Source organism: Delftia lacustris, from assembly GCF_040267515.1.
Taxonomy (GTDB): domain Bacteria; phylum Pseudomonadota; class Gammaproteobacteria; order Burkholderiales; family Burkholderiaceae_C; genus Comamonas; species Comamonas tsuruhatensis.
Genome location: NZ_CP141274.1, coordinates 2,196,755 through 2,218,185, shown reverse-complemented (window position 1 = coordinate 2,218,185; position 21,431 = coordinate 2,196,755). Strand labels below are relative to the sequence as shown.

Sequence of the window (21,431 nt, the reverse complement as noted above, 5' to 3'; positions counted from 1 at the left end):
CCACGCCTTCCCGACGCACCTTGCTGCGCCCGCACATGCATTCGTCGGAATCGACGATGGGCGCGCGCCGGGCCGGTTCCTACCATGGACCGGCCACCACAAGAAAAGCGGGCACGGCGCCCGCAAGCCAGGAGACCACCATGCGCAACCCCTTCGCCCGCGGCCCCCGGGCCCTGATCGCCTGCCTGGCGCTGGTCCTGCCGGCCATCACCCCGGTGCCAGCCCAGGCCCAGAAGAAGTACGACACCGGCGCCAGCGACACCGAGATCCGCATCGGCAACTTCGTGCCCTACTCAGGTCCCGTGTCGGCCTATGGAACCATAGGCAAGGCCCATGCGGCCTACTTCGCCAAGATCAACGCCGAGGGCGGCATCAACGGCCGCAAGATCACCTACCTCTCGGCCGACGACGCCTACAACCCCGCCCAGAGCGTGGAGCAGACGCGCAAGCTGGTCGAGCGCGACGGCGTGCTGCTGATGTTCGGCGCGCTGGGCACCTCGCACAACCAGGCCGTGCATCGCTACATGAACCAGCGCAAGGTGCCCCAGCTGTTCGTCTCCACGGGCGCCACGCGCTGGGGCGATCCGAAGAACTTCCCCTGGACCATGGGCTGGCAGCCCACCTACCAGCTCGAAGGCCGCACCTTCGCCCAGCACATCCTGGCCACGCGGCCCCAGGCCAAGGTGGCCGTCCTGATGCAGAACGACGACTTCGGCAAGGACTACCTCAAGGGCGTGCTCGACGGCTTTGGCGAGCAGGCCAAGCAGCGCATCGTCGTGCAGCAGACCTACGAGGTCGGCGACCCCACGGTGGACAGCCAGATGGTGGCGCTCAAGGGCTCGGGGGCGGACACCTTCATCAACATCAGCACGCCCAAGTTCGCGGCCCAGTCCATACGCAAGGCCGCCGACATCGGCTGGAAGCCTGCGCACTACCTGGTCAGCGTCTCGCTGTCCATCAGCTCGGTGCTCAAGCCCGCTGGCCTGGACAACGCGCGCGGCGTGATGACGGCCAGCTACCTGCGCGAGCCCTCGGACCCCACCAACCAGGGCACGCCCGAGCTGGCCGGCTACCTGGCCTTCATGAAGCAGTTCTACCCAGCCGGCGACCCCAACGATTCGCTCAACGTCATCGGCTACTCCCAGGCCCAGACCCTGGTGCAGGTGCTCAGGCAGGCCGGCGACGAGCTCACGCGCGCCAACATCATGAAGCAGGCCGCCAGCCTGAAGATGGACCTGCCCATGCTCTACCCGGGCATCAGCCTGCAGACCGGTGCGGACGATTTCTTCCCCATCAAGAGGATGCAGCTCGTGCGCTTCGACGGCAGCCGCTACGCGCCCGTGCAATGACCCCGGCCTTCAGGACAACGACAGGAGACACCCCCATGCCCGCCTTGCAAGGACTGATGCAGGACCGCCCGCTCATGATCTCGTCGCTGATCGAGCATGCGGCGCGCTTTCATCCGCACACCGAGATCGTCTCGCGCCTGCCGGAAACCCGGGACGGTGGCCTGCACCGCACCGACTGGGCCGGTATGCGCCGCGCCTCCTGCCAGGTGGCCAATGCCCTGCAGTCGCTGGGCGTGCAGCCCGGCGAACGCGTGGGCACGCTGGCCTGGAACAGCTGGCGCCACCTGGCGCTGTACTTCGGCGTCTCGGGCAGCGGCGCGGTGCTGCACACCATCAACCCGCGCCTGTTTCCCGAGCAGATCGAATACATCGCCAACCATGCCGAGGACCGGGTGCTGTTCTTCGACGTGACCTTCGCGCCGCTGGTGGAAAAGCTCGCACCGCATCTGAAGACCGTCACCACGTATGTCTACATGAGTTCGCGCGAGCACATGCCCGCGCTGGACCTTCCCGGCCTGCACTGCTGGGACGAGCTGGTGGGCAACCAGAGCGAGGACTTCGAGTGGCCCGAGTTCGACGAGCGCACGGCCTCGTCGCTGTGCTACACCTCGGGCACCACGGGCCACCCCAAGGGCGTGCTGTACTCGCACCGCTCCACCGTGCTGCACACGCTGATGGAGCTGGCGCCCGACACCTTCGGCCTGAACGCGCGCGAGACCGTGATGCTCATCGTGCCCATGTTCCATGCCAACGCCTGGGGCACGCCCTATGCGGCGGCCATGGCCGGCGCACGGCTGGTGCTGCCCGGCCCCCACCTGGACGGCCAGAGCGTCTACGAGCTCATGCGCGACGAGAAGGTCACCTTCTCGCAGGGCGTGCCCACCGTGTGGCTGATGCTGTTCCAGTACCTGGATGCGCATCCCGACATCGACCCGCGCGCGCTGGGCGTCAAGAGCATAGGCATCGGCGGCGCGGCCGTGCCGCGCGCCATGCTGGAGCGCTTCGAGAACCAGTTCGGCGCCCAGGTCGTGCAGGGCTGGGGCATGACCGAGACCAGCCCCATCGGCGTGGTCAGCAAGCTGCTGCCCCGGCACGACGCGCTGTCGGGCGAGGAACTGGTCAAGGTCAAGCTCAAGCAGGGGCGCGGCGTCTGGGGCGTGGACCTCAAGATCGTGGACGACGACGGCCGGCCCCAGCCCTGGGACGGCCAGGCCCGGGGACACCTGCGCGTGCGCGGCCCCTGGATCGCCAGCGGCTACTTCAAGGGCGAAGGCGGCTCGCCCGTCGATGAGGAAGGCTTCTTCACCACGGGCGACGTGGCCACCATCGATGCCGACGGCTTCCTGCAGCTGGTGGACCGCGCCAAGGACGTGATCAAGTCGGGCGGCGAGTGGATTTCCTCCATCGACGTGGAGAACGCCGCCATGGGCCATCCCGGCGTGGCCGAGGCCGCCATCATCGGCGTGGCCCATCCCAAGTGGCAGGAGCGGCCGCTGCTGCTGGTGGTGCCGCGCGCAGGCCACAGCGTCAGCCGCGAGTCCATGCTCGATTTCCTGTCCACGCGCATCGCCAAATGGTGGCTGCCCGACGATGTGCTGCAGGTGGCCGAGCTGCCGCACACGGCCACGGGAAAACTGCTAAAGACCAAGCTGCGCGAGCAGTACAAGAACCATCCACTGCCCACGGCCTGAAAGGAGACCTCCATGCCAGGACCGCTTGAAGGCGTGCGCGTGGTCGAGTTCGCGGGCCTGGGCCCGGGGCCGTTCTGCGCCATGCTGCTGGCCGACATGGGTGCCGAGGTGCTGCGCATCGCGCGGCCCGGCACGCCGGTCGATGCACAGGACATCACCACGCGCAGCCGCAGCCAGGTCGAGATCGACCTGCGCGGCGAGGAAGGCCAGGCCTCGGCCCTGGCGCTGATCGCACGCGCCGATCTGCTGATCGAGGGCTTTCGGCCCGGCGTGATGGAGCGCCTGGGCCTGGGGCCCGAGCCCTGCCTGGCGCGCAACCCGCGCCTGGTCTACGGCCGCATGACGGGCTGGGGCCAGCACGGGCCGCTGGCGCATGCGGCGGGGCATGACATCAACTACATCGCCATCTCCGGCGCGCTGCACGCCATCGGCCGCGCGGGCGAGGCTCCCGTGCCGCCGCTCAACTACGTGGGCGACTTCGGCGGCGGCGGCATGCTGCTGGCCGTGGGCCTGCTGGCCGCCCTGCACGAGGCCGGGCGCAGCGGCCGGGGCCAGGTCATCGATGCGGCCATGACCGATGGCACGGCCCTGCTGTCGGCCTTCATGTACGGCTTCAAGGCCAAGGGCCAGTGGAGCAACCAGCGCGGAGAGAACCTGCTGGACGGCGGCGCGCACTTCTATGACACCTATGCCTGCGCCGACGGCAAATACATCGCCATAGGCGCCATCGAGCCGCAGTTCTACGCCGAGCTGCGCCAGCGCTGCGGCATACAGGACCCGCTGTTCGACGCGCAACTGGACGCCGCACGCTGGCCCCTGCTCAAGCTGCGCCTGGCCGATGTGTTCCGCACGCGCACGCGCCAGCAGTGGTGCGAGCTGCTGGAAGGCAGCGATGCCTGCTTCGCCCCCGTGCTCGACTGGGACGAGGCGCCCCAGCATGCCCACAACCGCGCGCGCGCCACGTTCACCGAGGCCGGCGGCGTGCTCCAGCCCGCGCCGGCGCCGCGTTTTTCGCGCAGCGTGCCCGAGCAGCCCCGCCCCCCGCGCGCCGCCAGCCTGCAGGACACGCTGGCCGCCTGGAACGCCCGCTCCTGAGGAAACCCCATGCCCATGTATCTCACCCAGGCCATCCACAAGGGCCGCCGCGAAAGGGCCGGCGCCACGGCAGCCATCTGCGGCGCAGAGCAGGCCAGCTGGTCGCAGCTTGCGCAGCGCATCGAACGCTGCGCCGGCCTGCTGCGGGCGCTGGACGTGGCGCCCGGCGACCGCGTCGGCATGATGGGCCTGAACTCCATCCGCTACCTTGAATACTTCTATGGCTGCTGGTGGGCAGGCGCCGCGGTCAACCCCGTCAACATCCGCTGGAGCGCGCACGAGGTGGCCTACTCGCTGGACGACTGCGACACGCGCGTGCTCTTCGTGGACGATGCCTTCGCGCCCCTGGTGCCCCGGCTGCGCGAGCTGTCCTCCAGCCTGCGCACCGTGGTGTTCTGCGGCACGGGCGCCGCGCCCGAAGGCGCGCTGCACTACGAGCATTTGCTGGCCGCCGCCACGCCCTGCGCCGACGCGCTGCGCAGCGGCACCGACCTGGCCGCCGTCATGTACACAGGCGGCACCACGGGCCGGCCCAAGGGGGTGATGCTCAGCCACGACAACCTGTTCATCAACGCCCTGTCCAATGCCAGCAACGTGCCGCGCCAGCATGTGAAGGTGGGCATGGTGGTCACGCCCATGTTCCATGTGGCCGGCTGCGGCCTGGCCCTGCTCATGGCCCAGCGCCTGGTGCCACAGGTCATCGTGCCGGCCTTCGACGAGCTGGCCATCCTCGCCGGCATCCAGCAGCACGGCGTGAACGAGCTGTTCCTGGTGCCCACCATGATCCGCCGGCTGATCGAGCATCCGCGCATGGCCGAATTCGACCTGTCCAGCCTGCGCCTCATGCTCTATGGCGCGGCGCCCATAGACGCCAGCCTGCTGGAGCGCGCCATGCAGGCGCTGCCCGGCGCCGACTTCGCCCAGGCCTACGGCATGACCGAGCTGTCGCCCACCATCGTGTCCATGGGCCCGGCCGAGCACCGCCCCGGCCCGCAGCGCGAGCGCCTGCTGCGCGCGGCCGGCCGGCCCGTGACCATTGCCGAGGTGCGCATCGTCGATGGCGAGGGCCGCGAGCTGCCGCCCGGCGAGGTGGGCGAGATCACGGCACGCGGCCCCATGGTCATGCAGGGCTACTGGAACAGGCCCGCCGAGACGGCCGCCGCGCTCAAGGACGGCTGGATGCACACGGGCGACATGGGCCGGCTGGATGCCGACGGCTACCTCTTCGTCGTGGACCGGCTCAAGGACATGATCGTCAGCGGCGGCGAGAACGTGTATTCGGCCGAGGTCGAGAACGCCATCGCCCAGCTGCCCCAGGTCGCCATGTGCGCCGTCATCGGCGTGCCCGACGAACGCTGGGGCGAGCGCGTGCACGCCGTGATCGTCGCGCGTGAGGGCCAGCCGCTGACCGAGGCCGAGGTCATCGCCCACTGCCGCGAACGCATCGCGGGCTACAAGTGCCCACGCTCGGTGGAGTTCCGCAGCGAGCTGCCGCTGTCGGCCGCCGGCAAGCTGCAGAAATTCCAGCTGCGCGAGCCCTACTGGCAGGGCCGCGAACGCCGCATCAACTGAACCCCTCAATCCACCGGTCCAAGCCATGCCACTGCAACTGACACGCTCCTGGAGCACCCCCGAACTGGAAAGCCTGCGCGCCACCGCCGTGCGCTTTCTGGAAACCGAAATGCAGCCGCAGGACGAAGCCGCACGCCAGCGCGGCAACGTGGGCCATGCCATCTGGCGCCGCGCCGGCGAGCTGGGCCTGCTGTGCACCGACATCCCCGAGGAATACGGCGGCGGCGGCGGCGACTTCCGCCACGAGGCCGTGATCCACGAGGAGATGGCGCGCCGCGCCCTCTCGGGCATGAGCAACTCCGTGCACTCCATCGTGGCCCACTACCTGCTCAACCACGGCACCGAGGCGCAAAAGCGCAAGTACCTGCCCGCCATGGCGCGCGGCGAGCTGGTGGGCGCCATCGCCATGACCGAGCCCGGCGCGGGCTCGGACCTGCAGGGCGTGCGCACGCGCGCAGAACTCAGGGACGGCCGCTACCGTATCAACGGCAGCAAGACCTTCATCACCAACGGCCTGCTGGCCGGCCTGATCCTCGTGGTCTGCAAGACCGACCCGGCCCAGGGCGCGCGCGGCACCTCCATCCTCATCGTGGAGACCCGGGACTGCGCGGGCTTTCGCGTGGGCCGCGTGCTCGACAAGATGGGCATGAAGGCCCAGGACACCTCGGAGCTGTTCTTCGACGACGTGACCGTGCCGCAGGACGCGCTGCTGGGCGGGCGCGAAGGCCAGGGCTTCTACCAGCTCATGGGCGACCTGCCCTACGAACGCCTGATCATCGGCCTGGCCGCCCTGGCCTGCATGGAAGGCGCCTATGAGGCCACGCTGGCCTATGTGCGCGAGCGCCGCGCCTTCGGCCAGGCCATTGCCGACATGCAGAACACCCGGTTCAAGCTCGCCGAGGTGGCCACCACGCTGACCGTGGGCCGCGCCTTCATCGACCGCTGCGTGGAGCAGCTGGTGGCCGGCACGCTGGACACGGCCACGGCCTCCATGGCCAAGCTGTGGGGCTCGGAAGCGCAGGGCCGCGTGCTCGACGAACTCGTGCAACTGCATGGCGGCTACGGCTACATGAACGAATACATGGTCACGCGCATGTACGCCGATGCGCGCGTGCAGCGCATCTACGGCGGCACCAGCGAAATCATGAAGGAAGTGATCTCGCGCGTGCTCTGACGCTCCGATCCCCTGGCGGCGCCAAGCGCTGCCGCAGTCCCCCTATCCCTTCCCCGGCAGCACAGGAGACAGCAGCCATGACCCTCGACGACCTCATCTACAAGCCCGGCCTGCTCAAGGGCGAACGCATCCTCGTCACTGGCGGCGGCACCGGCCTGGGCCGTGTCATGGCCGAGGCCTTTCTCATGCTGGGCGCCGACATCCACCTGTGCGGCCGGCGCGGCGCCGTGGTCGAGCAGACAGCGCAGGAGCTGGTGCAGCAGCACGGCGGCCGGGCCACGGGCCATGCCTGCGACGTGCGCCAGCCCGAGGCCGTGGAGCAGATGATCGAGGCCATCTGGGCCGACGGCGGCGCGCTCACGGGCCTGGTCAACAACGCGGCCGGCAACTTCGTGAGCCGCACAGAGGACCTGTCCATGCGCGCCTTCGACGCCGTGGCCAACATCGTCATGCGCGGCAGCTTCAACCTCACGCTGGAGTGCGGCCGCCGCTGGCTGGCCGAGGGCCGCAAGGCCAGCGTGCTGTCCATCCTCACCACCTGGGTCTGGAACGGCTCGGCCTTCACCGTGCCCTCGGCCATGGCCAAGTCGGGCGTGCATGCCATGACGCAGTCGCTGGCCGTGGAATGGGGCAACCGGGGCATACGCTTCAACGCCATCGCGCCGGGCCTGTTTCCCACCGAAGGCATGAGCGCGCGGCTGAACCCACAGGGCGGCGAGCATGTGCGCGCCGACAACCCCATGGGCCGCAACGGCCGCATGCCCGAGCTGGCCAACCTGGCCGTCTTCCTCATGAGCCGCCAGGCCGAGTACCTGACGGGACAGACCATCGCCATAGACGGCGGACAATACCAGGCGACGGGCGGCAACTTCGCCGGGCTGGCCAGCTGGAGCGACCAGGACTGGGCGAATGCGCGCAGCGCCATCGAATCGCGCAACGCGGCCGACCGCCAGCAAAGAACCGCATAGACACAAGGAGACAAGCCATGAGCCAAGAACGCGTGCGCATATCGGTGGACCACGGCGTGGCCGAGGTGACCCTGGCCCGGCCCGACAAGATGAATGCGCTGGACCCCGCCATGTTCGACGCCCTGATCGACGCATTGGCGCGGCTGCGGGACACGTCCGGGTTGCGCGCCGTGGTGCTGCATGGCGAGGGGCGCGCCTTCTGCGCGGGCCTGGACATGGGCAGCATGGCCGGCATTGCCGACGGCCAGCAGACGGCGGACATGACGGACCTGGCCGCGCGCACGCACGGCATTGCCAACCGCTTCCAGCAGATCTGCTGGGGCTGGCGCGAACTGCCCGTGCCCGTGATCGCCGCCGTGCACGGCGTGGCCTACGGCGGCGGCCTGCAGCTGGCGCTGGGTGCGGACATCCGCCTGGTGGCCGAGGATGCGCGGCTGTCCATCATGGAAATCAAGTGGGGACTGGTGCCCGACATGGCCGGCTGCGCGCTGGCCGCGCCGCTGGTGCGCGGCGACGTGCTGCGCGAGCTGGTCTACACGGGCCGCATCGTGCCCGGCCCCGAGGCCGTGGCCCTGGGCCTGGCCACGCGCGTGAGTTCCGCGCCGCTGGAGGAAGCGCGCCACCTGGCCCGCCAGATCGCGGCCAGCAGCCCGCACGCCATGCGCGCGTCCAAGCGCCTGATGCAGCTCAGCGAAACGGCATCGCCCCAGGACATCCTGCTGGCCGAGGCGCGCGAGCAGCAGGCCCTGCTGGGCAGTGCCAACCAGGCCGAAGCCGTGCGCGCAGGCCTGGAAAAACGGGCCCCGGTGTTCAGCGACCAAGGCCTTTAGACACCTCTTGAAACAACCACCGGACCCTGCCCACGGGTCCGCCGCGGCCATCCGTAATTACCCTTAATCGACGCCCTTTCGCCACTGCGCTGATTTTTTAGGCATTCCGTGGAAAGCCTTGCGGGGCGCGGATTCGGCAAGTTACACCCGGAGTTTTCCACAACTCCGTCCACATGCATCGGGGATAAAAACCCGGGGCCGAAGGGACATGCAGGAGCAGGCATACTTGACGGCTCGCCTCGGCCTCCCCCCTTTCCCATGCCCCGCCTGCACGCCCCCAGCAAGGAAGACAGCCGCCTGCTGCCGCCTTTTTCCGCCCTGCCGGAACGCTGCATCCACGTGCCCGCCACCGACGCCGAATTCGCGGCCGCCCGCGCCGCGCTGATGGCCGCGCCCGTGCTCGGCTTCGATACCGAGAGCAAGCCTCTTTTCCACGCCAGCCAGACCGACACCGGCCCCCATGTGGTGCAGTTGGCCACCTGCGACCAGGCCTGGCTGCTGCAGTTGCACCATGCGCAGGCACGCGCGCTTGCGGCCGACGTGATGGCCAGCGAGGCCATCTGCAAGGCCGGCTTCGGGCTGGACCATGACCGCAGCGCGCTGCCCGCGCGCCTGGGCGTGGCGCTGAACAACGTGATCGACCTGGACCGCGTGTTCAAGCGCCATGGCTACGCCAGCTCGGTAGGCGTGCGCGCGGCCGTGGCCCTGGTGCTGGGGCAGAACTTCCAAAAGTCCAAGAAGATCTCCACCTCCAACTGGGCTGCACCGCAACTGAGCCTGGCCCAGCGCCACTACGCGGCCAACGACGCCCACGGCGCCGCCATGGTGCATGCCGCGCTGCCGGGCTGGGAGCTGCGCCAGCCGGCAGCGGCCCAGCGGCCTTCCAGGCCTGCGCTTGAACCGCGCGGGCCGCGCGAGTCCAGCGCCCCGCAGACACCGCGTCCGCCCCGCACCGCTCGCCTGCTGCAGGCTGCGGTCGCGCCGGCCAAGTCCTAGAGCGTTTCCTCTTCCTTCACCAGCCGCACCCGGTCCCGGCCTGCGCGCTTGGCCTCGTAGAGCATGGCGTCGGCACGCGCGAGCGCCTGCTCCAGCGTCTGGCCCGGCGCCATCCAGGCCACGCCGAAGCTGGCGGTGATGCGCACCTCGTCGGGCAGTCCGCTGAAGCCCATCAGGCGCAGCTGGGTCTGTATGCGCCGGGTGATCGACTGCACGGCCAGAGGGTCCGCACGCGGCAGCAAGGCCACGAACTCTTCCCCGCCAAAGCGGGCCACCAGGTCCTGCTGGCGCGTGCTGCGCAGCAGCAGTCGCGCAAAGCGCTGCAGCACTTCGTCCCCGGCCGCGTGGCCCCAGCCGTCGTTGACCCGCTTGAAATGGTCCAGATCACAGACCAGCACGGCGGCTGAAAGCTGAGGGTGCTCGGCCCGCCGGCGCTGCACCTCCTCCTTGAAGGCGCGCCGGTTCAGAAGCCCTGTCAGCGGATCGCGGTCGCGCTCCTCATGCAGCTCCTGCACGGTGTCGCGCACCGCCGCCGCCAGGAACACAATGGCGAACAGCAGGCCGAACACCAGCAGGCTCAGCTGCTTCGCCAGGCACGCGGAAGAAACGCCCAGCCATTCACTGGCCGCGTCGGCCGGTGGCGAGGCGCCAGGCGGTGTCAGCCACAGCGCACGAACGAAAAAGCTCAGCGCAAAGACCACGAACACCCCCAGCAGCAGCCGGTCCCAGTCCGTACCGGGATGCCTGCGCGGCAAACGCCACAGCGGCAGGGCCAGTTGCAGTCCCAGGCCGAAATTGAGCACATGCTGGCGCGCCTGCGCATCGGGAACGACCCAGGCGTAGTAGCCCAGCACCGCCAACACTGCACTGCCAAAGACAGCCGCCAGCGGCGCATCCGGTCGCACGCCCTGGCGCATGGCCATGGCCTCGGTGATGAACCAGGCCGCACACAGCTGCAGCGCGGCCGTGGCCAGCGCATTGACGGGCACGGCCGCAGGCCGCTCCAGGACCTGCAGCAGCAGCGCCAGGCTGAATCCGGTGAAGGCGAGGGACATGCTGCGCAATTCGCGCCGGGCACGCAGATGCCGCCAGCAGACATAGAAACAGCCGGCCAGCAGCGAGGTGCACAAAGGCACCGCCAGCGCCAGAAAATGTCTTGCTGTCAACGTCACCATCAACTCCCGAATGGAGTCTAGCGATCAGGTCACGTTACAACACGTTGTTAACAAAAATACACATTCACTCACGATCCTGGCAAAGCCAGGCCGGACATATCTGCGCGCGGCAGAGGAGCAACCGGTCTGCGGCGTATATGTTCGTAACCAACGCATCGTTGGGCACCGGAGGCCGGCACGCCACAATGCCAACCGTCCTCCGCTTGTAAAACCTCAGGACTTACTCAAACAGGATGCGGGACGCGCCGCTGCCCATGGCAAATGGCCAGCCCTGCCCTTCTTGCGTAAGCCGTCACCAGAAAGGCAATCTTCCATGCGCATCGAAACCCTGGCCGTCCACGCCGGCTACTCGCCCGACCCCACCACCAAGTCGGCCGCCGTGCCCATCTACCAGACCGTGGCCTATGCCTTCGACAGTGCCCAGCATGGCGCCGACCTGTTCGACCTCAAGGTGGCCGGCAACATCTACACGCGCATCATGAACCCCACCACCGACGTGCTGGAAAAGCGCGTCGCGGCGCTGGAAGGCGGCATTGCCGCCGTGGCCGTGGCCTCGGGCATGGCCGCCATCACCTATGCCATCCAGGCCATCGCGGAGGCAGGCGACAACATCGTCTCGGCCAGCACGCTCTACGGCGGCACCTACAACCTGTTCGCCCACACCTTCCCGCAGCAGGGCATCACGGTGCGCTTTGCCGATCCGCGCGACCCGGCCAGCTTCGCCCAGCACATCGACGAAAAGACCAAGGCCATCTTCATCGAGTCCATCGGCAACCCGCTGGGCAATGTCACCGACATCCGCGCCCTGGCCGACGTGGCCCACGCCCATGGCGTGCCGCTGATCGTGGACAACACCGTGCCCAGCCCCTACCTGCTGCGCCCCATCGAGCATGGCGCCGACATCGTCGTGCACTCGCTGACCAAGTACCTGGGCGGCCACGGCAACAGCGTGGGCGGCGCCGTCGTGGACAGCGGCAAGTTCCCCTGGGCCGAGCACAAGGCCCGCTTCAAGCGCCTGAACGAGCCCGATGTCAGCTACCACGGCGTGGTCTACACCGAGGCCCTGGGCGAGGCAGCCTACATCGGCCGCGTGCGCGTGGTGCCGCTGCGCAATACCGGCGCCGCACTGTCGCCGCACAACGCCTTCCTCATCCTGCAGGGCATAGAGACGCTGGCCCTGCGCATGGACCGCATCTGCGAGAACACCCAGAAGATCGCCGAGACGCTGCAAAGGCATCCCAAGATCGAATGGGTGCGCTACGCCGGCCTGCAGGACCATCCCGACCACGCCCTGGTGAAGAAGCAGCTGGGCGGCCGCGCCTCGGGCATCCTGTCGTTCAGCCTCAGGAACGGCAGCGGCGACAGCGACACCCGCGCCGCCGGTGCGCGCTTCCTGGATGCGCTGCAGCTGTTCACGCGCCTGGTCAACATCGGCGACGCCAAGTCCCTGGCCACGCACCCCGCATCGACCACGCACCGCCAGCTCGACGCCGAGGAACTGGCCAAGGCCGGCGTCACCGAAGGCATGGTGCGCCTGTCCGTGGGCATTGAGCACATCAGCGACCTGCTGGCCGACCTGGAGCAGGCGCTGGACAAGGTCTGAGACGCCCTCAGCGCCTGCGCGAGCGCTCGCGCAGTTCCTGCGAGGAATAGAAGATCAACGGGTCCGGCGTGCGCTGCGGATTGGCGCAGGGCTCGATGGCATGGCCGCGCGGCGGGGCGCAGCGGGCCAGGTCACGCAGCTGGGCCTGGGTTCGTTCGGCATGGCGCGCGGCGGTCTCTCCTTCGGAGGGGCGGCTGCCGGGCACGATCAGGCGCAGCTCCATCTTGCGGATGGCCGGCTCCACGGCGTAGGTCCCCTGGAACTGCAGCACCACGCGGCGCTCGGGCAGGTCCACCGTGGCCAGCACGGCACGCATGGGCACGGGAATCATCGCTCCCGACTGGTAGCGCACCAGCACGAAGGGCGCAAAGGGCTTGGGCAGCTTCAGCGCCAGCGTCTGGCCCTTGCCGTTTCCATTGCCGTTACGCGCATCGGCACGCACACGCAGCTGTCCGCCATCGGGCAGATAGCGGTCCAGCCGCCAGCCGGTGGCCACGCGCTGCGCGCCCACACAGGGCGCGTAGTAGTACTCGGTGGGGTCGGCATCCTTGCCCGTGTACAGCATCTGGGCGCCTTCATGCTCGGTCAGCGTCTTGATGGCCGCATCGGCGCCATCCGCCTGGGCGCCGACCAGCGTGCCGCCGCGCACGAACACGCCCGTATACGGGAACCAGGTGGTGCGCTGGTTGGCCACGGCGCCATAGGGCTTGCATTCGGTGGACATGCTCTGGTCCTGCATGTCGGCATGCGGGGCCACGGGCTCGCCGCCCTGGCCGCCGCCCTGGTCGGCCAGGGTCAGGCGGCCATCGGACTCGATGGTGAAGGTGGCCTTGGCCACCATGGAGTAGTAGCGGCCGGCTGCGTCTTCGCCGATCAGCAGCAGGCTGGGCAGGGGCGTGAGGTTGGCCACCTCGGGCTCGGCGCGCGGCGTGTCGGCCGGGGCCTGGGCAGGCACCTGGGGCCGGGGCTGCTCCTGTGGCTGGCTGGGCGCCGGAGCCTGGGGCGGCGCAGTGGCGCAGCCGGCAAGGACCAGGGACAGCGGCATGGCAAGAACAAGCGAACGCAACAACATGGAACTCCCTCGGATCATTGAGGCCGACGATGCTACTGCATGCACCGGCGGGCGGCGCAATGCATGGGGATGCGGCAGGGGCAGGCTCAAGCCGGATCCCGCGCCAGCCGCAGGCCGGTCATCTGCCAGCGCGCCTGCGTGGGAAAGAAATTGCGGTAGCTGGCGCGCGCATGGCCTGGCGGCGTGAGGCAGGAGCCGCCCCGCAGCACATACTGGTTGACCATGAACTTGCCGTTGTATTCACCCACGGCGCCCTCCGCGATCTGGAAGCCCGGGTAGGCGCCGTAGGCGGACTGGGTCCATTCCCAGACCTCGCCCAGCGCAAGGCTGCCGGGCTGCATGGCGCGCGGGTGCACGGGGCCGGGAGGCTCGTCGTGCTCGGGGCGCTGCGCCATGGGCGCGGCAAAGGCCGCCTCCCATTCCGCCTCGGTAGGCAAGCGCGCACCGGCCCAGCGCGCATAGGCGTCGGCCTCGAAATACGAGATGTGGCAGACGGGGCGGCGCCCGTCCAGCGCCAGCGCGCCATGCAGGCTGAACTCCTGCCACGTGCCGTCCGATGCGCCATCCAACGCGCCGCCTGCATTGCGCCGCCAGTACCAGGGATGCTCCAGTTGCTGCGCGCAGCGCCAGTCCCAGCCTTCGGCCAGCCACCACTGCGGCTGGGCATAGCCGCCGTCCTCGACGAAGCGCAGGAACTCGGCATTGCTCACGGGCCGCTGCGCGATCTCGCAGCCTTGCACAAACACCTCGTGGCGCGGGCGCTCGTTGTCGAACGCAAAGCCCTCGCCGCCATGGCCCACGGCATGCATGCCACGCGGCACGGTCTGCCACTGCAGCGGGGCAGGCGTTCCATCTGCCGGCCCAGGCGCAGGCATGCCCTCTTCCTGCTCTCGATAGGCAGGCCACAGCGGGTGGCACGACAGCAGGTGCTTGATGTCGGTCAGCAGCAGTTCCTGGTGCTGCTGCTCATGCTGCAGGCCCAGCTCCAGCAACGCGGCCAGACGCGCAGGCGGCTGCGTGCCCCAGTCCTCGAACATCTGCAGCATGCGCTGGTCCACCGCCTCGCGATAGGACAGTACCCGTGCCAGCGAGGGCCGGGTCAGCAGCCCGCGCTGGGCACGCGGATGCCGCGCACCCACCTGCTGGTAGTAGGAGTTGAACAGCACGCGGAAGTCGGGATCGAAGGGCGGCACGCCGGGCGCGTGCTCGGCCAGGACAAAGGTCTCGAAGAACCAGGTGGTATGCGCCAGATGCCATTTGGCAGGGCTGGCATCGGGCATGGACTGTACGCAGGCATCCTCGGCGGACAAGGGGGCGGCCAGCAGCACGGTGGTCTGGCGCACGGCCTCGTAGCGCTGCACCCAGCGGAAGACGGCGGGCATTTCACGCATGGGCATGGATCACCGCAAACCACTGGCGCTCATCGGTCCAGACCTGGCAGGCCCCGAAACCCGCACAGGCCAGCATGTCCAGGAAGTCGGGCAGCGGGTATTTGTAGCTGTTCTCGGTGTGTATGGTCTCGCCGGCCGCGAAGTGCCGCAGCCCCTGGGGCCAGCCCACGATCAGCGGGCGCCGCGCGCGCAGGTGCATCTCGATGCGCGAGTGCTCGGTGTTGAAGAAGGCCACATGTTCCCAGTCGCCCTCGTTGAAGTCGCTGCCCAGCAGGTGGTTCACATGGCTGAGCAGGTTGAGGTTGAAGCGCGCCGTCACGCCCTGGGCATCGTCATAGGCAGGCTCCAGCCACTGTATGGGTTTGGGCAGGTCTATGCCGATCAGCAGCCCACCGTCGTCGCTGAGCAGGGCCCGCATCTGGCCCAGCATGCGCTGGGCCTGTTCAGGGTCGAAGTTGCCTATGGACGAGCCCGGGTAGAACAGCAGCCGGCCGGCCTGCGGGATGTAGGGCGGCAGGGCCAGCGGCTCGGTGATGTCGGCCGTGACGGCATGGGCCTGCAGCTGCGGAAACTCCTCGGCCAGGCGCCGCACGGACTGGCGCAGGAAGGCGCCCGCAATGTCCACGCCCACGAAGTGCCGTGGACGCAGGCTGCGGCACAGGCCGCGCACCTTTTCGCAATTGCCGGCGCCCAGCTCGATCAGCACCTCGCTGCCGCGCAGGGCCTCGGCCATGGCCGGACCGGAGTCGGCCAGGATGGCAGCCTCGGTGCGCGTGGGGTAGTACTCGGGCAGCCGCGTGATCTGCTCGAACAGGTCGCAGCCGCGTGAGTCATAGAGAAACTTGGGCGAGACCCGGGCCTGCGGCTGCATCAGCCCGTGCTGCAATTCGGCCAGGGTTGCTCGCAGGGCGCTGTCTGCCAGCTCCGGCGCAGCCTCTCTCCTGCCACCTTCGGCCGGTGTGCGCGGGGCCGAAGGCAGGGGCAGGGGCACGCGCTGGGCGCGCGACGCCAATGGAGGGGAAGACACGGAATGATCGTGGGCATACAGCATGGTGGGGGCCTCGCGTTGTGCGCCGACCGCCTCAGCATGGTGAATGCCGCGCCCCCGCCTTGCAGCGGGGAGCGGTCGCCAAGGGGGCGGGCAGCCAGAATGAAGCCTGCAAACTGGCGTCCCGCCTCGCAAGGCGCGCGCCGACAGGCCGAGGCACCAGCCTAGGCGCCCGCCCCGGGCACGCGGGTAGGACAGTTTCCAGCGAGCGTGTCTTTTTCATGACCTGCAGATCTGGTGCGCTGCAGCATGCCGGACGAAAAAAATCCGGTATGCCGCGAACGGCATACCGGACCAAGTACCCATCCTTGCCTCACTACGCGCTGCCGGATGAAGCAGCGCGTGCCTCGCTCATGATCCGAAGATCAGAAGCGATAGCCCAGTCCCACGCCAACCAGCACGGGGTTCACCTTGAAGGTGCCCACCTTGGTGCCGCCAGCGCGCACGTCCGTCTCGATGAAGACCTTCTTCACGTCGAAATTCAGCGACCAGTTCTTGTCCAGCGCATAGTCGAAGCCGATCTGCAGCGCGCCGCCGAAACTGTTCTTCTTGATGGAGGGGTTCAGCGCGGCCTGCACGGCGGGATCGAAGTTCACGCTGGAAAAGCGCGTGAAGTTGACACCGGCGCCCACGTAGGGCTTGAACGCGCCGAAATTGGTGAAGTGGTATTGCGCCAGCAGCGTGGGCGGCAGGTGCTTGAGGCTGCCGATCTGACCCAGGCCGTTGGCACGCAGGTCATGCTTTTGCGGGTAGGTCAGCACCAGCTCGGCCGCGATGTTGGGCGTGAAGAAGTAGGACACGTCCAGCTCGGGCATCCATTTGTCATTGATCGACAGGCCCAGGCCCGTGCTGTCCTTGTTGACGCTGTCCAGGTGGACGGCGCGCACGCGCACCATCCAGGGGCCTTCGGCCTGCTGCGCAAAGGCGGCACCCGACGACAGGGCGCAAACGGCAGCAACGGCGAGCAGAGTTCTTTTCATGATGGAGAGTCTTGGAGTAGCCCGGGGCAAATCCCGTAGCTGTATTGCAGCAGGGGCAGGCAAGGCCGGTCTTGTCCTAGCTCAAATCCGAAGGTGGGCGCCGTCGCATGGCCGGATCGCGTTGGATGCATGCAACGCATTGCGCGGCAGGCCAGTTGCGGCCAGGCTGCAGCCATTGCTCAAATAGAATGCGAATCATTATCAAATCCGCTTCCCCAGGAACCCGCTCCATGGCCGCCGCGCCTTCGCACCCCGATATCGCCCTGCTCTACAGCGACCACCACGGCTGGCTGGTGGGCTGGCTCAGGCGCAGGCTGGGCAATCCCTGCGATGCGGCCGACCTGGCCCAGGACACCTTCATTCGCGTGCTGGGCAAGCCCCAGTCCCTGCATGGCGTGCGCGAGCCGCGCGCCTGGCTCACCACCATCGCCAACGGCCTGGTCGTGGACCACACACGCCGCGCCGCGCTGGAGCGCGCCTGCCTGGACGCCATCGCCAGCCTGCCCGAGCCGCTGGCGCCCTCGGCCGAGGAGCGCCATCTGCTGATCGAATCCCTGGTGCGCATGGACAACCTGCTGGCCGGCCTGCCGCCCAAGGCCCGCAGCGCCTTTCTGCTCTCCCGCCTGGAAGGCCTGAGCTACCCGGAAATCGCCCTGCAGCTGGGCGTGTGCCTGAGCTCCGTCGAGAAATACATGGCCACCGCCATACGCCACTGCCTTGCCCTGCGCAGGGAACTGACGGCGTGAGCACAGACCAGGCCCCCCAGGCGCTGGAACAGGCCATTGCCTGGGCCGTGCGGCTGGCCTCCGGCACGGCCACCGATGCCGACCGCGCCGCCTGCCAGGCATGGCGCAGCAGCCACGCCGCGCACGAACAGGCCTGGCAACAGGTCCAGGCTGTGGAGGCCCAGTTCGCCCTGCCCGCCGGCCAGGCGGGCCTGGCCCACGGCGTGCTGCGGTCCGCCGGCCCAGGGCCGGCGCGAGGCCGGCGCGCAAGCCTGCAGCGGCTGCTGTTCCTGGGCCCCGCTGCCCTGCTGCTGGGATCCATGGCTTGGCGCTGGGCTGCACCGCGCGAGCAGATCGCGCTGGACACGGCCATCGGTGAGCGCCGCAGCACGCTGCTGGCCGACGGCAGCCGCCTGCACCTGGCACCGGACACGCTGGTGCAGGTGGATTTCACCTTGCTGCGCCGCGTGGTCCGCCTGGCACGCGGCGAGATCTTCATCGACACCGGCAGCGACCCGCGCTCCCTCGCGGGCCGACGCTCCTTCTGGGTGGAAACGCCGCTGGCCCGCTTCGAGGCCCTGGGCACCAGCTTCGGCGTGCGCCACGAAAAACACCCGGACACGGCCACGCGCCTGTACGTCACCGAGGGCCGCGTGGCCATCCATGTCAGGGCGCTGGACGGCACTGCGCCAGGCCCCCTGGACGCCATCGTCGCCACCTCCGGCGAAACCCATGTGCTGCACGCCGGCCAGCACCGCCCTGTGCGCCTGCCCGACGAAGGCCTGGTGCCCGACGCATGGACCGACGGCGTACTGGTCGCCCGCCGCATGCGCCTGGACGCCTTCGTGACCGAGCTGTCACGCCAGACCGGCATGCCCATGGAATGTGCCGACGACGTGGCTGCCCTGCGTGTTTCAGGCGTATTCCAGCTGGACGGCCCGGATCCGGCGGGTCGTGCGCTGGCCGCCATTGCCCGCACGCTGCCTGTGCGTGTGGAGCGCGGACAAGGTGCGGCCAGCGGTGCCCGCAGCGCCAAGCGCCTGGTCAAAGCCTGAGCCGGAATTTTTTCAGGCAGTCATTACGGGTTTCACACCGCCCGTTCGGCATAGGAGCAAAGACATCGCTTTTTCCTTTGCCGCTTCTCAAGGACTGCCTCCATGCCCAGCCTGCCCAGCACCCGCCGCGCCGCCCATCCACCCTCGTGCACACGCCCCACGGCGGTGGCTGCACAGGCCTTGATGCTGGGCCTGTTGATCACGCTGGGCCTGCCCATGACCGCCCTGGCCCAGAGCCCGAGCTCCGCCCCGGATGCCAGATCCATCCGGTTCGACCTGCCGGCCGGTGAACTGGAGACCAGCCTGCACAGCCTCGCGCGCCAGGCAGGCATCACCCTCTCGTTCGATCCAGCCCTGGTCCAGAACCGACAGTCGGCGGCGCTGAGCGGTACGCGCGGCGTGCACGAAGGGCTTGCCGCCCTGCTCGCCCCGCACCAGCTGCAGGCCACGCGCACGGCCGAAGGCGGCTGGGCCGTGCACCGTGCGCGGCCCGGGGCCGCGGCCGAGCATGTGCTGCCCACCGTGAACGTGCTGGCCGATGCCGAGCATGAAAGCGCCTGGGGCGCCGTGCCCGGCTACGGGCCGCGCCGCAGCGCCTCGGCCATGAAGATGGATGTGCCGCTGCTGGAGACGCCGCAGCAGGTCAGCATCATCGGCGAGGCCCAGATCCGCGACCAGGCCATCTCCAGCGTGGCCGAAGCCGTGCGCTACAGCGCGGGCGTGCGTCCCATGGACTACGGCATCACCGATGACGACGTGGCCGTGCGCGGTTTCTATCTGACGGGCACGGGCCTGTACCGGGACGGCATGCGCATGGTCCACAACGGCTTCATGACCAACCTGGAGCCGTATGGACTGGAGCGGCTGGAAGTCGTGCACGGCCCGGCCTCGGTGCTGTACGGCCAGTCCGCGCCCGGCGGCCTGATCAATGCCGTCACCAAGCGCCCGCGCGCCGGCATGCAGCGCGAAGTGGGCGTGGAATTCGGCAGCCACGACCGGCGCCAGCTCACGGCCGACATCGGTGGCGCCATCAATGAACAGGGCACGGCGCTGGCACGGCTGACCGTGCTCAAGCGCGAATCGGGCACGCAGTGGAATGGCCTGCGCGCCGATCGCAGCTACATCGCCCCCTCCTTCACGCTGCTGGGCGAGCGCACCAGCCTCACCCTGCTGGCGCAGTACCAGGAGGACGAAACCGGCTTCGTCATCCCCTACTACCGTCAGACGCCTGCGGGCTGGTCGGCCACGGACATCAACGTCAGCGGACCGGGATCTGGCCACCACAAGCGCAATGCCAGCGTGGGCTGGCTGCTGGAGCACCGCCTGAACGACCAGCTCACGCTGCGCAACAACCTGCGCTACCTGGACGGCCGCAACGACCGGCGCGAGATGCGCAACCGGGGCCTGACGGCCGACCAGCGCGGCATGGCACGCCTGGCCATGGTGCGGCCCGACGCCGAACAGACCTGGGTCATGGACACGCAGATCGAAGGCCGCCACCGGACGGGTGCCGTCTCGCACCAGTGGGCCGTGGGCTTCGACTACTACCGCTCCAGGCTCGACTGGCGCATCTACTCGCTCAACGGCGCCGTGGCGCCGCTGGACCTGGTCAACCCCATCCACATCGCGCCGAACTGGGACGACAACTACCTCAGCGACCGCGCGCTGGCACGCACGCACCAGGCGGGTCTGTACGTGCAGGACCAGATCAAGTTCGGCGAGCGCTGGGTGCTCAGCGCCGGCCTGCGCCGCGACAGCGCACGCATAGACACCGACTACGACGCGCGCGCCGCAGCCAACGCGCCCTTCGCCATCACCACCGTGCGCCGCACCGACAGCGCAGTCACCGGGCGACTGGGCCTGATCTACCTGGCGCCCAGCGGCCTGGCTCCCTATGTGTCCTTCAACAACTCCTTCCAGCCGCCGCTGACCACGGTCACGGCCACCGACGCCAACGGCAGGCCCTACGAGCCCGAGACCGCGCGCCAGTTCGAGGCCGGCCTGCGCTACGCGCCTCCATCGGCCGGCTACACGCTCAGCGCCGCCGTGTTCGACCTGCGCAAGCGCAATGTGCGCACGCCATCCACACTCAACCCGCGCTTCGACGTGCAGACCGGCGAAGTGCGTAACCGGGGGCTGGAGCTGCAGGCCCAGGGCGAGATCGGCGGCGGCTTCTCGGCCATTGCGGCCTATACCTACCTCGACTCCAGGGTCACGCGCAGCAACAACGCCATCGAGATCGGCGCGCGCCCCGGCGCCACGCCGCGCCATGCCGCATCGCTGTGGGGCAAGTACCAGCGCGGCGCCCTGGAGCTGGGCCTGGGCCTGCGCCACATCAGCGCCACGCCTGGCGAGCTGCCCATGGACGGCGTGAAGACCCCCATGAACGACGCCTACACGCTGTGGGACGCCATGGCCGCCTACACCACCGGCCCGTGGCGCTTCTCGGTCAACCTCAGCAACCTCACCGACAGGCAGTACCGCACGCAATGCAACACCTTCCGTGGCGGCGCGCAATTCTGCGCGCTGGGCTTCGGGCGCGAGGTGCGTGTGGCGGCGGCCTATCGGTTCTGAGTGCCGCCATTGCTGCCCGCCAGGGCGGGAGCAATGCAGGCCCCCGCTCTTGGAACAACGCCTGGCGGACAGCAACAGACAGCCCACTCGGCATGCATCTGCAGCACGCTCGGTGCAGCCTGCATCCAGCACA

General features: G+C 68.9%; 17 protein-coding genes. 12 read left to right on the top strand and 5 right to left on the bottom strand.

Going from position 1 to position 21,431, the window contains the following annotated elements:
• The first annotated feature begins 140 nt into the window (after positions 1–140).
• The 8 genes from U6958_RS11405 to U6958_RS11370 all read left to right on the top strand — a co-directional run bounded on the left by U6958_RS11405 (position 141) and on the right by U6958_RS11370 (position 9,675).
• A complete protein-coding gene (locus U6958_RS11405; protein WP_074921413.1) occupies positions 141–1,349 on the top strand; it encodes an ABC transporter substrate-binding protein in 1,209 nt (402 codons plus the stop codon).
• A 35-nt stretch (positions 1,350–1,384) separates the two neighbouring features.
• The gene (locus U6958_RS11400; protein WP_074921412.1) at positions 1,385–3,040 is read left to right on the top strand and encodes a long-chain-fatty-acid--CoA ligase; all 1,656 of its coding nucleotides are present in this window, start codon (positions 1,385–1,387) and stop codon (positions 3,038–3,040) included.
• A 12-nt stretch (positions 3,041–3,052) separates the two neighbouring features.
• Positions 3,053–4,135, top strand: coding sequence for a CaiB/BaiF CoA-transferase family protein (locus U6958_RS11395; RefSeq protein ID WP_012206624.1), 1,083 nt, complete (start codon positions 3,053–3,055; stop codon positions 4,133–4,135).
• A 9-nt stretch (positions 4,136–4,144) separates the two neighbouring features.
• On the top strand, positions 4,145–5,707 hold the full coding sequence (locus U6958_RS11390; RefSeq protein WP_074921411.1) for a long-chain-fatty-acid--CoA ligase: 1,563 nt from the start codon (positions 4,145–4,147) through the stop codon (positions 5,705–5,707).
• 25 nt (positions 5,708–5,732) lie between these two features.
• Positions 5,733–6,881 (top strand): acyl-CoA dehydrogenase family protein, encoded by a 1,149-nt coding sequence (locus U6958_RS11385; protein WP_016449209.1) that lies wholly within the window; start codon positions 5,733–5,735, stop codon positions 6,879–6,881.
• Between the two features lie 77 nt (positions 6,882–6,958).
• The gene (locus U6958_RS11380) at positions 6,959–7,849 is read left to right on the top strand and encodes an SDR family oxidoreductase (protein WP_074921410.1); all 891 of its coding nucleotides are present in this window, start codon (positions 6,959–6,961) and stop codon (positions 7,847–7,849) included.
• Between the two features lie 17 nt (positions 7,850–7,866).
• Entirely contained in the window at positions 7,867–8,679 is an 813-nt protein-coding gene (locus U6958_RS11375) for a crotonase/enoyl-CoA hydratase family protein (protein WP_046241661.1), read from the top strand.
• 258 nt (positions 8,680–8,937) lie between these two features.
• On the top strand, positions 8,938–9,675 hold the full coding sequence (locus U6958_RS11370; RefSeq protein WP_034363609.1) for a 3'-5' exonuclease: 738 nt from the start codon (positions 8,938–8,940) through the stop codon (positions 9,673–9,675).
• Here U6958_RS11370 and U6958_RS11365 read toward each other — a convergent pair.
• Positions 9,672–10,730: a diguanylate cyclase gene (locus U6958_RS11365; protein WP_227472559.1), complete on the bottom strand. Its 1,059-nt coding sequence runs from the start codon at positions 10,728–10,730 to the stop codon at positions 9,672–9,674. The two genes, U6958_RS11370 and U6958_RS11365, sit on opposite strands and share 4 nt — an antisense overlap.
• A 433-nt stretch (positions 10,731–11,163) precedes the next feature.
• Here U6958_RS11365 and U6958_RS11360 point away from each other — a divergent pair, with 433 nt between their 5' ends.
• Positions 11,164–12,453 (top strand): O-acetylhomoserine aminocarboxypropyltransferase/cysteine synthase family protein, encoded by a 1,290-nt coding sequence (locus tag U6958_RS11360; protein ID WP_016449204.1) that lies wholly within the window; start codon positions 11,164–11,166, stop codon positions 12,451–12,453.
• 7 nt (positions 12,454–12,460) lie between these two features.
• Here U6958_RS11360 and U6958_RS11355 read toward each other — a convergent pair whose 3' ends face one another.
• From U6958_RS11355 to U6958_RS11340, 4 genes are all read right to left on the bottom strand, one after another.
• Positions 12,461–13,525, bottom strand: a complete 1,065-nt coding sequence (locus tag U6958_RS11355; protein ID WP_016449203.1) for a hypothetical protein — start codon at positions 13,523–13,525, stop codon at positions 12,461–12,463.
• Positions 13,526–13,611: 86 nt separating this feature from the next.
• The gene (egtB, locus tag U6958_RS11350; RefSeq protein ID WP_034363602.1) at positions 13,612–14,922 is read right to left on the bottom strand and encodes an ergothioneine biosynthesis protein EgtB; all 1,311 of its coding nucleotides are present in this window, start codon (positions 14,920–14,922) and stop codon (positions 13,612–13,614) included.
• Positions 14,909–15,967, bottom strand: a complete 1,059-nt coding sequence (egtD, locus tag U6958_RS11345; RefSeq protein ID WP_046241879.1) for an L-histidine N(alpha)-methyltransferase — start codon at positions 15,965–15,967, stop codon at positions 14,909–14,911. Before egtD ends, egtB begins: the two co-directional genes overlap by 14 nt.
• A gap of 362 nt (positions 15,968–16,329) precedes the next feature.
• Positions 16,330–16,944 carry an OmpW family protein gene (locus U6958_RS11340; protein WP_016449200.1) on the bottom strand — a complete coding sequence of 205 codons (615 nt, stop codon included), beginning with the start codon at positions 16,942–16,944 and terminating at the stop codon, positions 16,330–16,332.
• A 230-nt stretch (positions 16,945–17,174) separates the two neighbouring features.
• Between U6958_RS11340 and U6958_RS11335 the strand changes: the two genes are divergently transcribed.
• From U6958_RS11335 to U6958_RS11325, 3 genes are all read left to right on the top strand, one after another.
• On the top strand, positions 17,175–17,690 hold the full coding sequence (locus U6958_RS11335) for a sigma-70 family RNA polymerase sigma factor (protein ID WP_016451386.1): 516 nt from the start codon (positions 17,175–17,177) through the stop codon (positions 17,688–17,690).
• Positions 17,687–18,724, top strand: coding sequence for a FecR domain-containing protein (locus U6958_RS11330; protein WP_047218391.1), 1,038 nt, complete (start codon positions 17,687–17,689; stop codon positions 18,722–18,724). The genes U6958_RS11335 and U6958_RS11330 overlap by 4 nt, the downstream gene beginning before the upstream one ends.
• Positions 18,725–18,826: 102 nt before the next feature.
• Positions 18,827–21,298: a TonB-dependent siderophore receptor gene (locus U6958_RS11325; protein WP_074921409.1), complete on the top strand. Its 2,472-nt coding sequence runs from the start codon at positions 18,827–18,829 to the stop codon at positions 21,296–21,298.
• Positions 21,299–21,431: the final 133 nt, after the last annotated feature.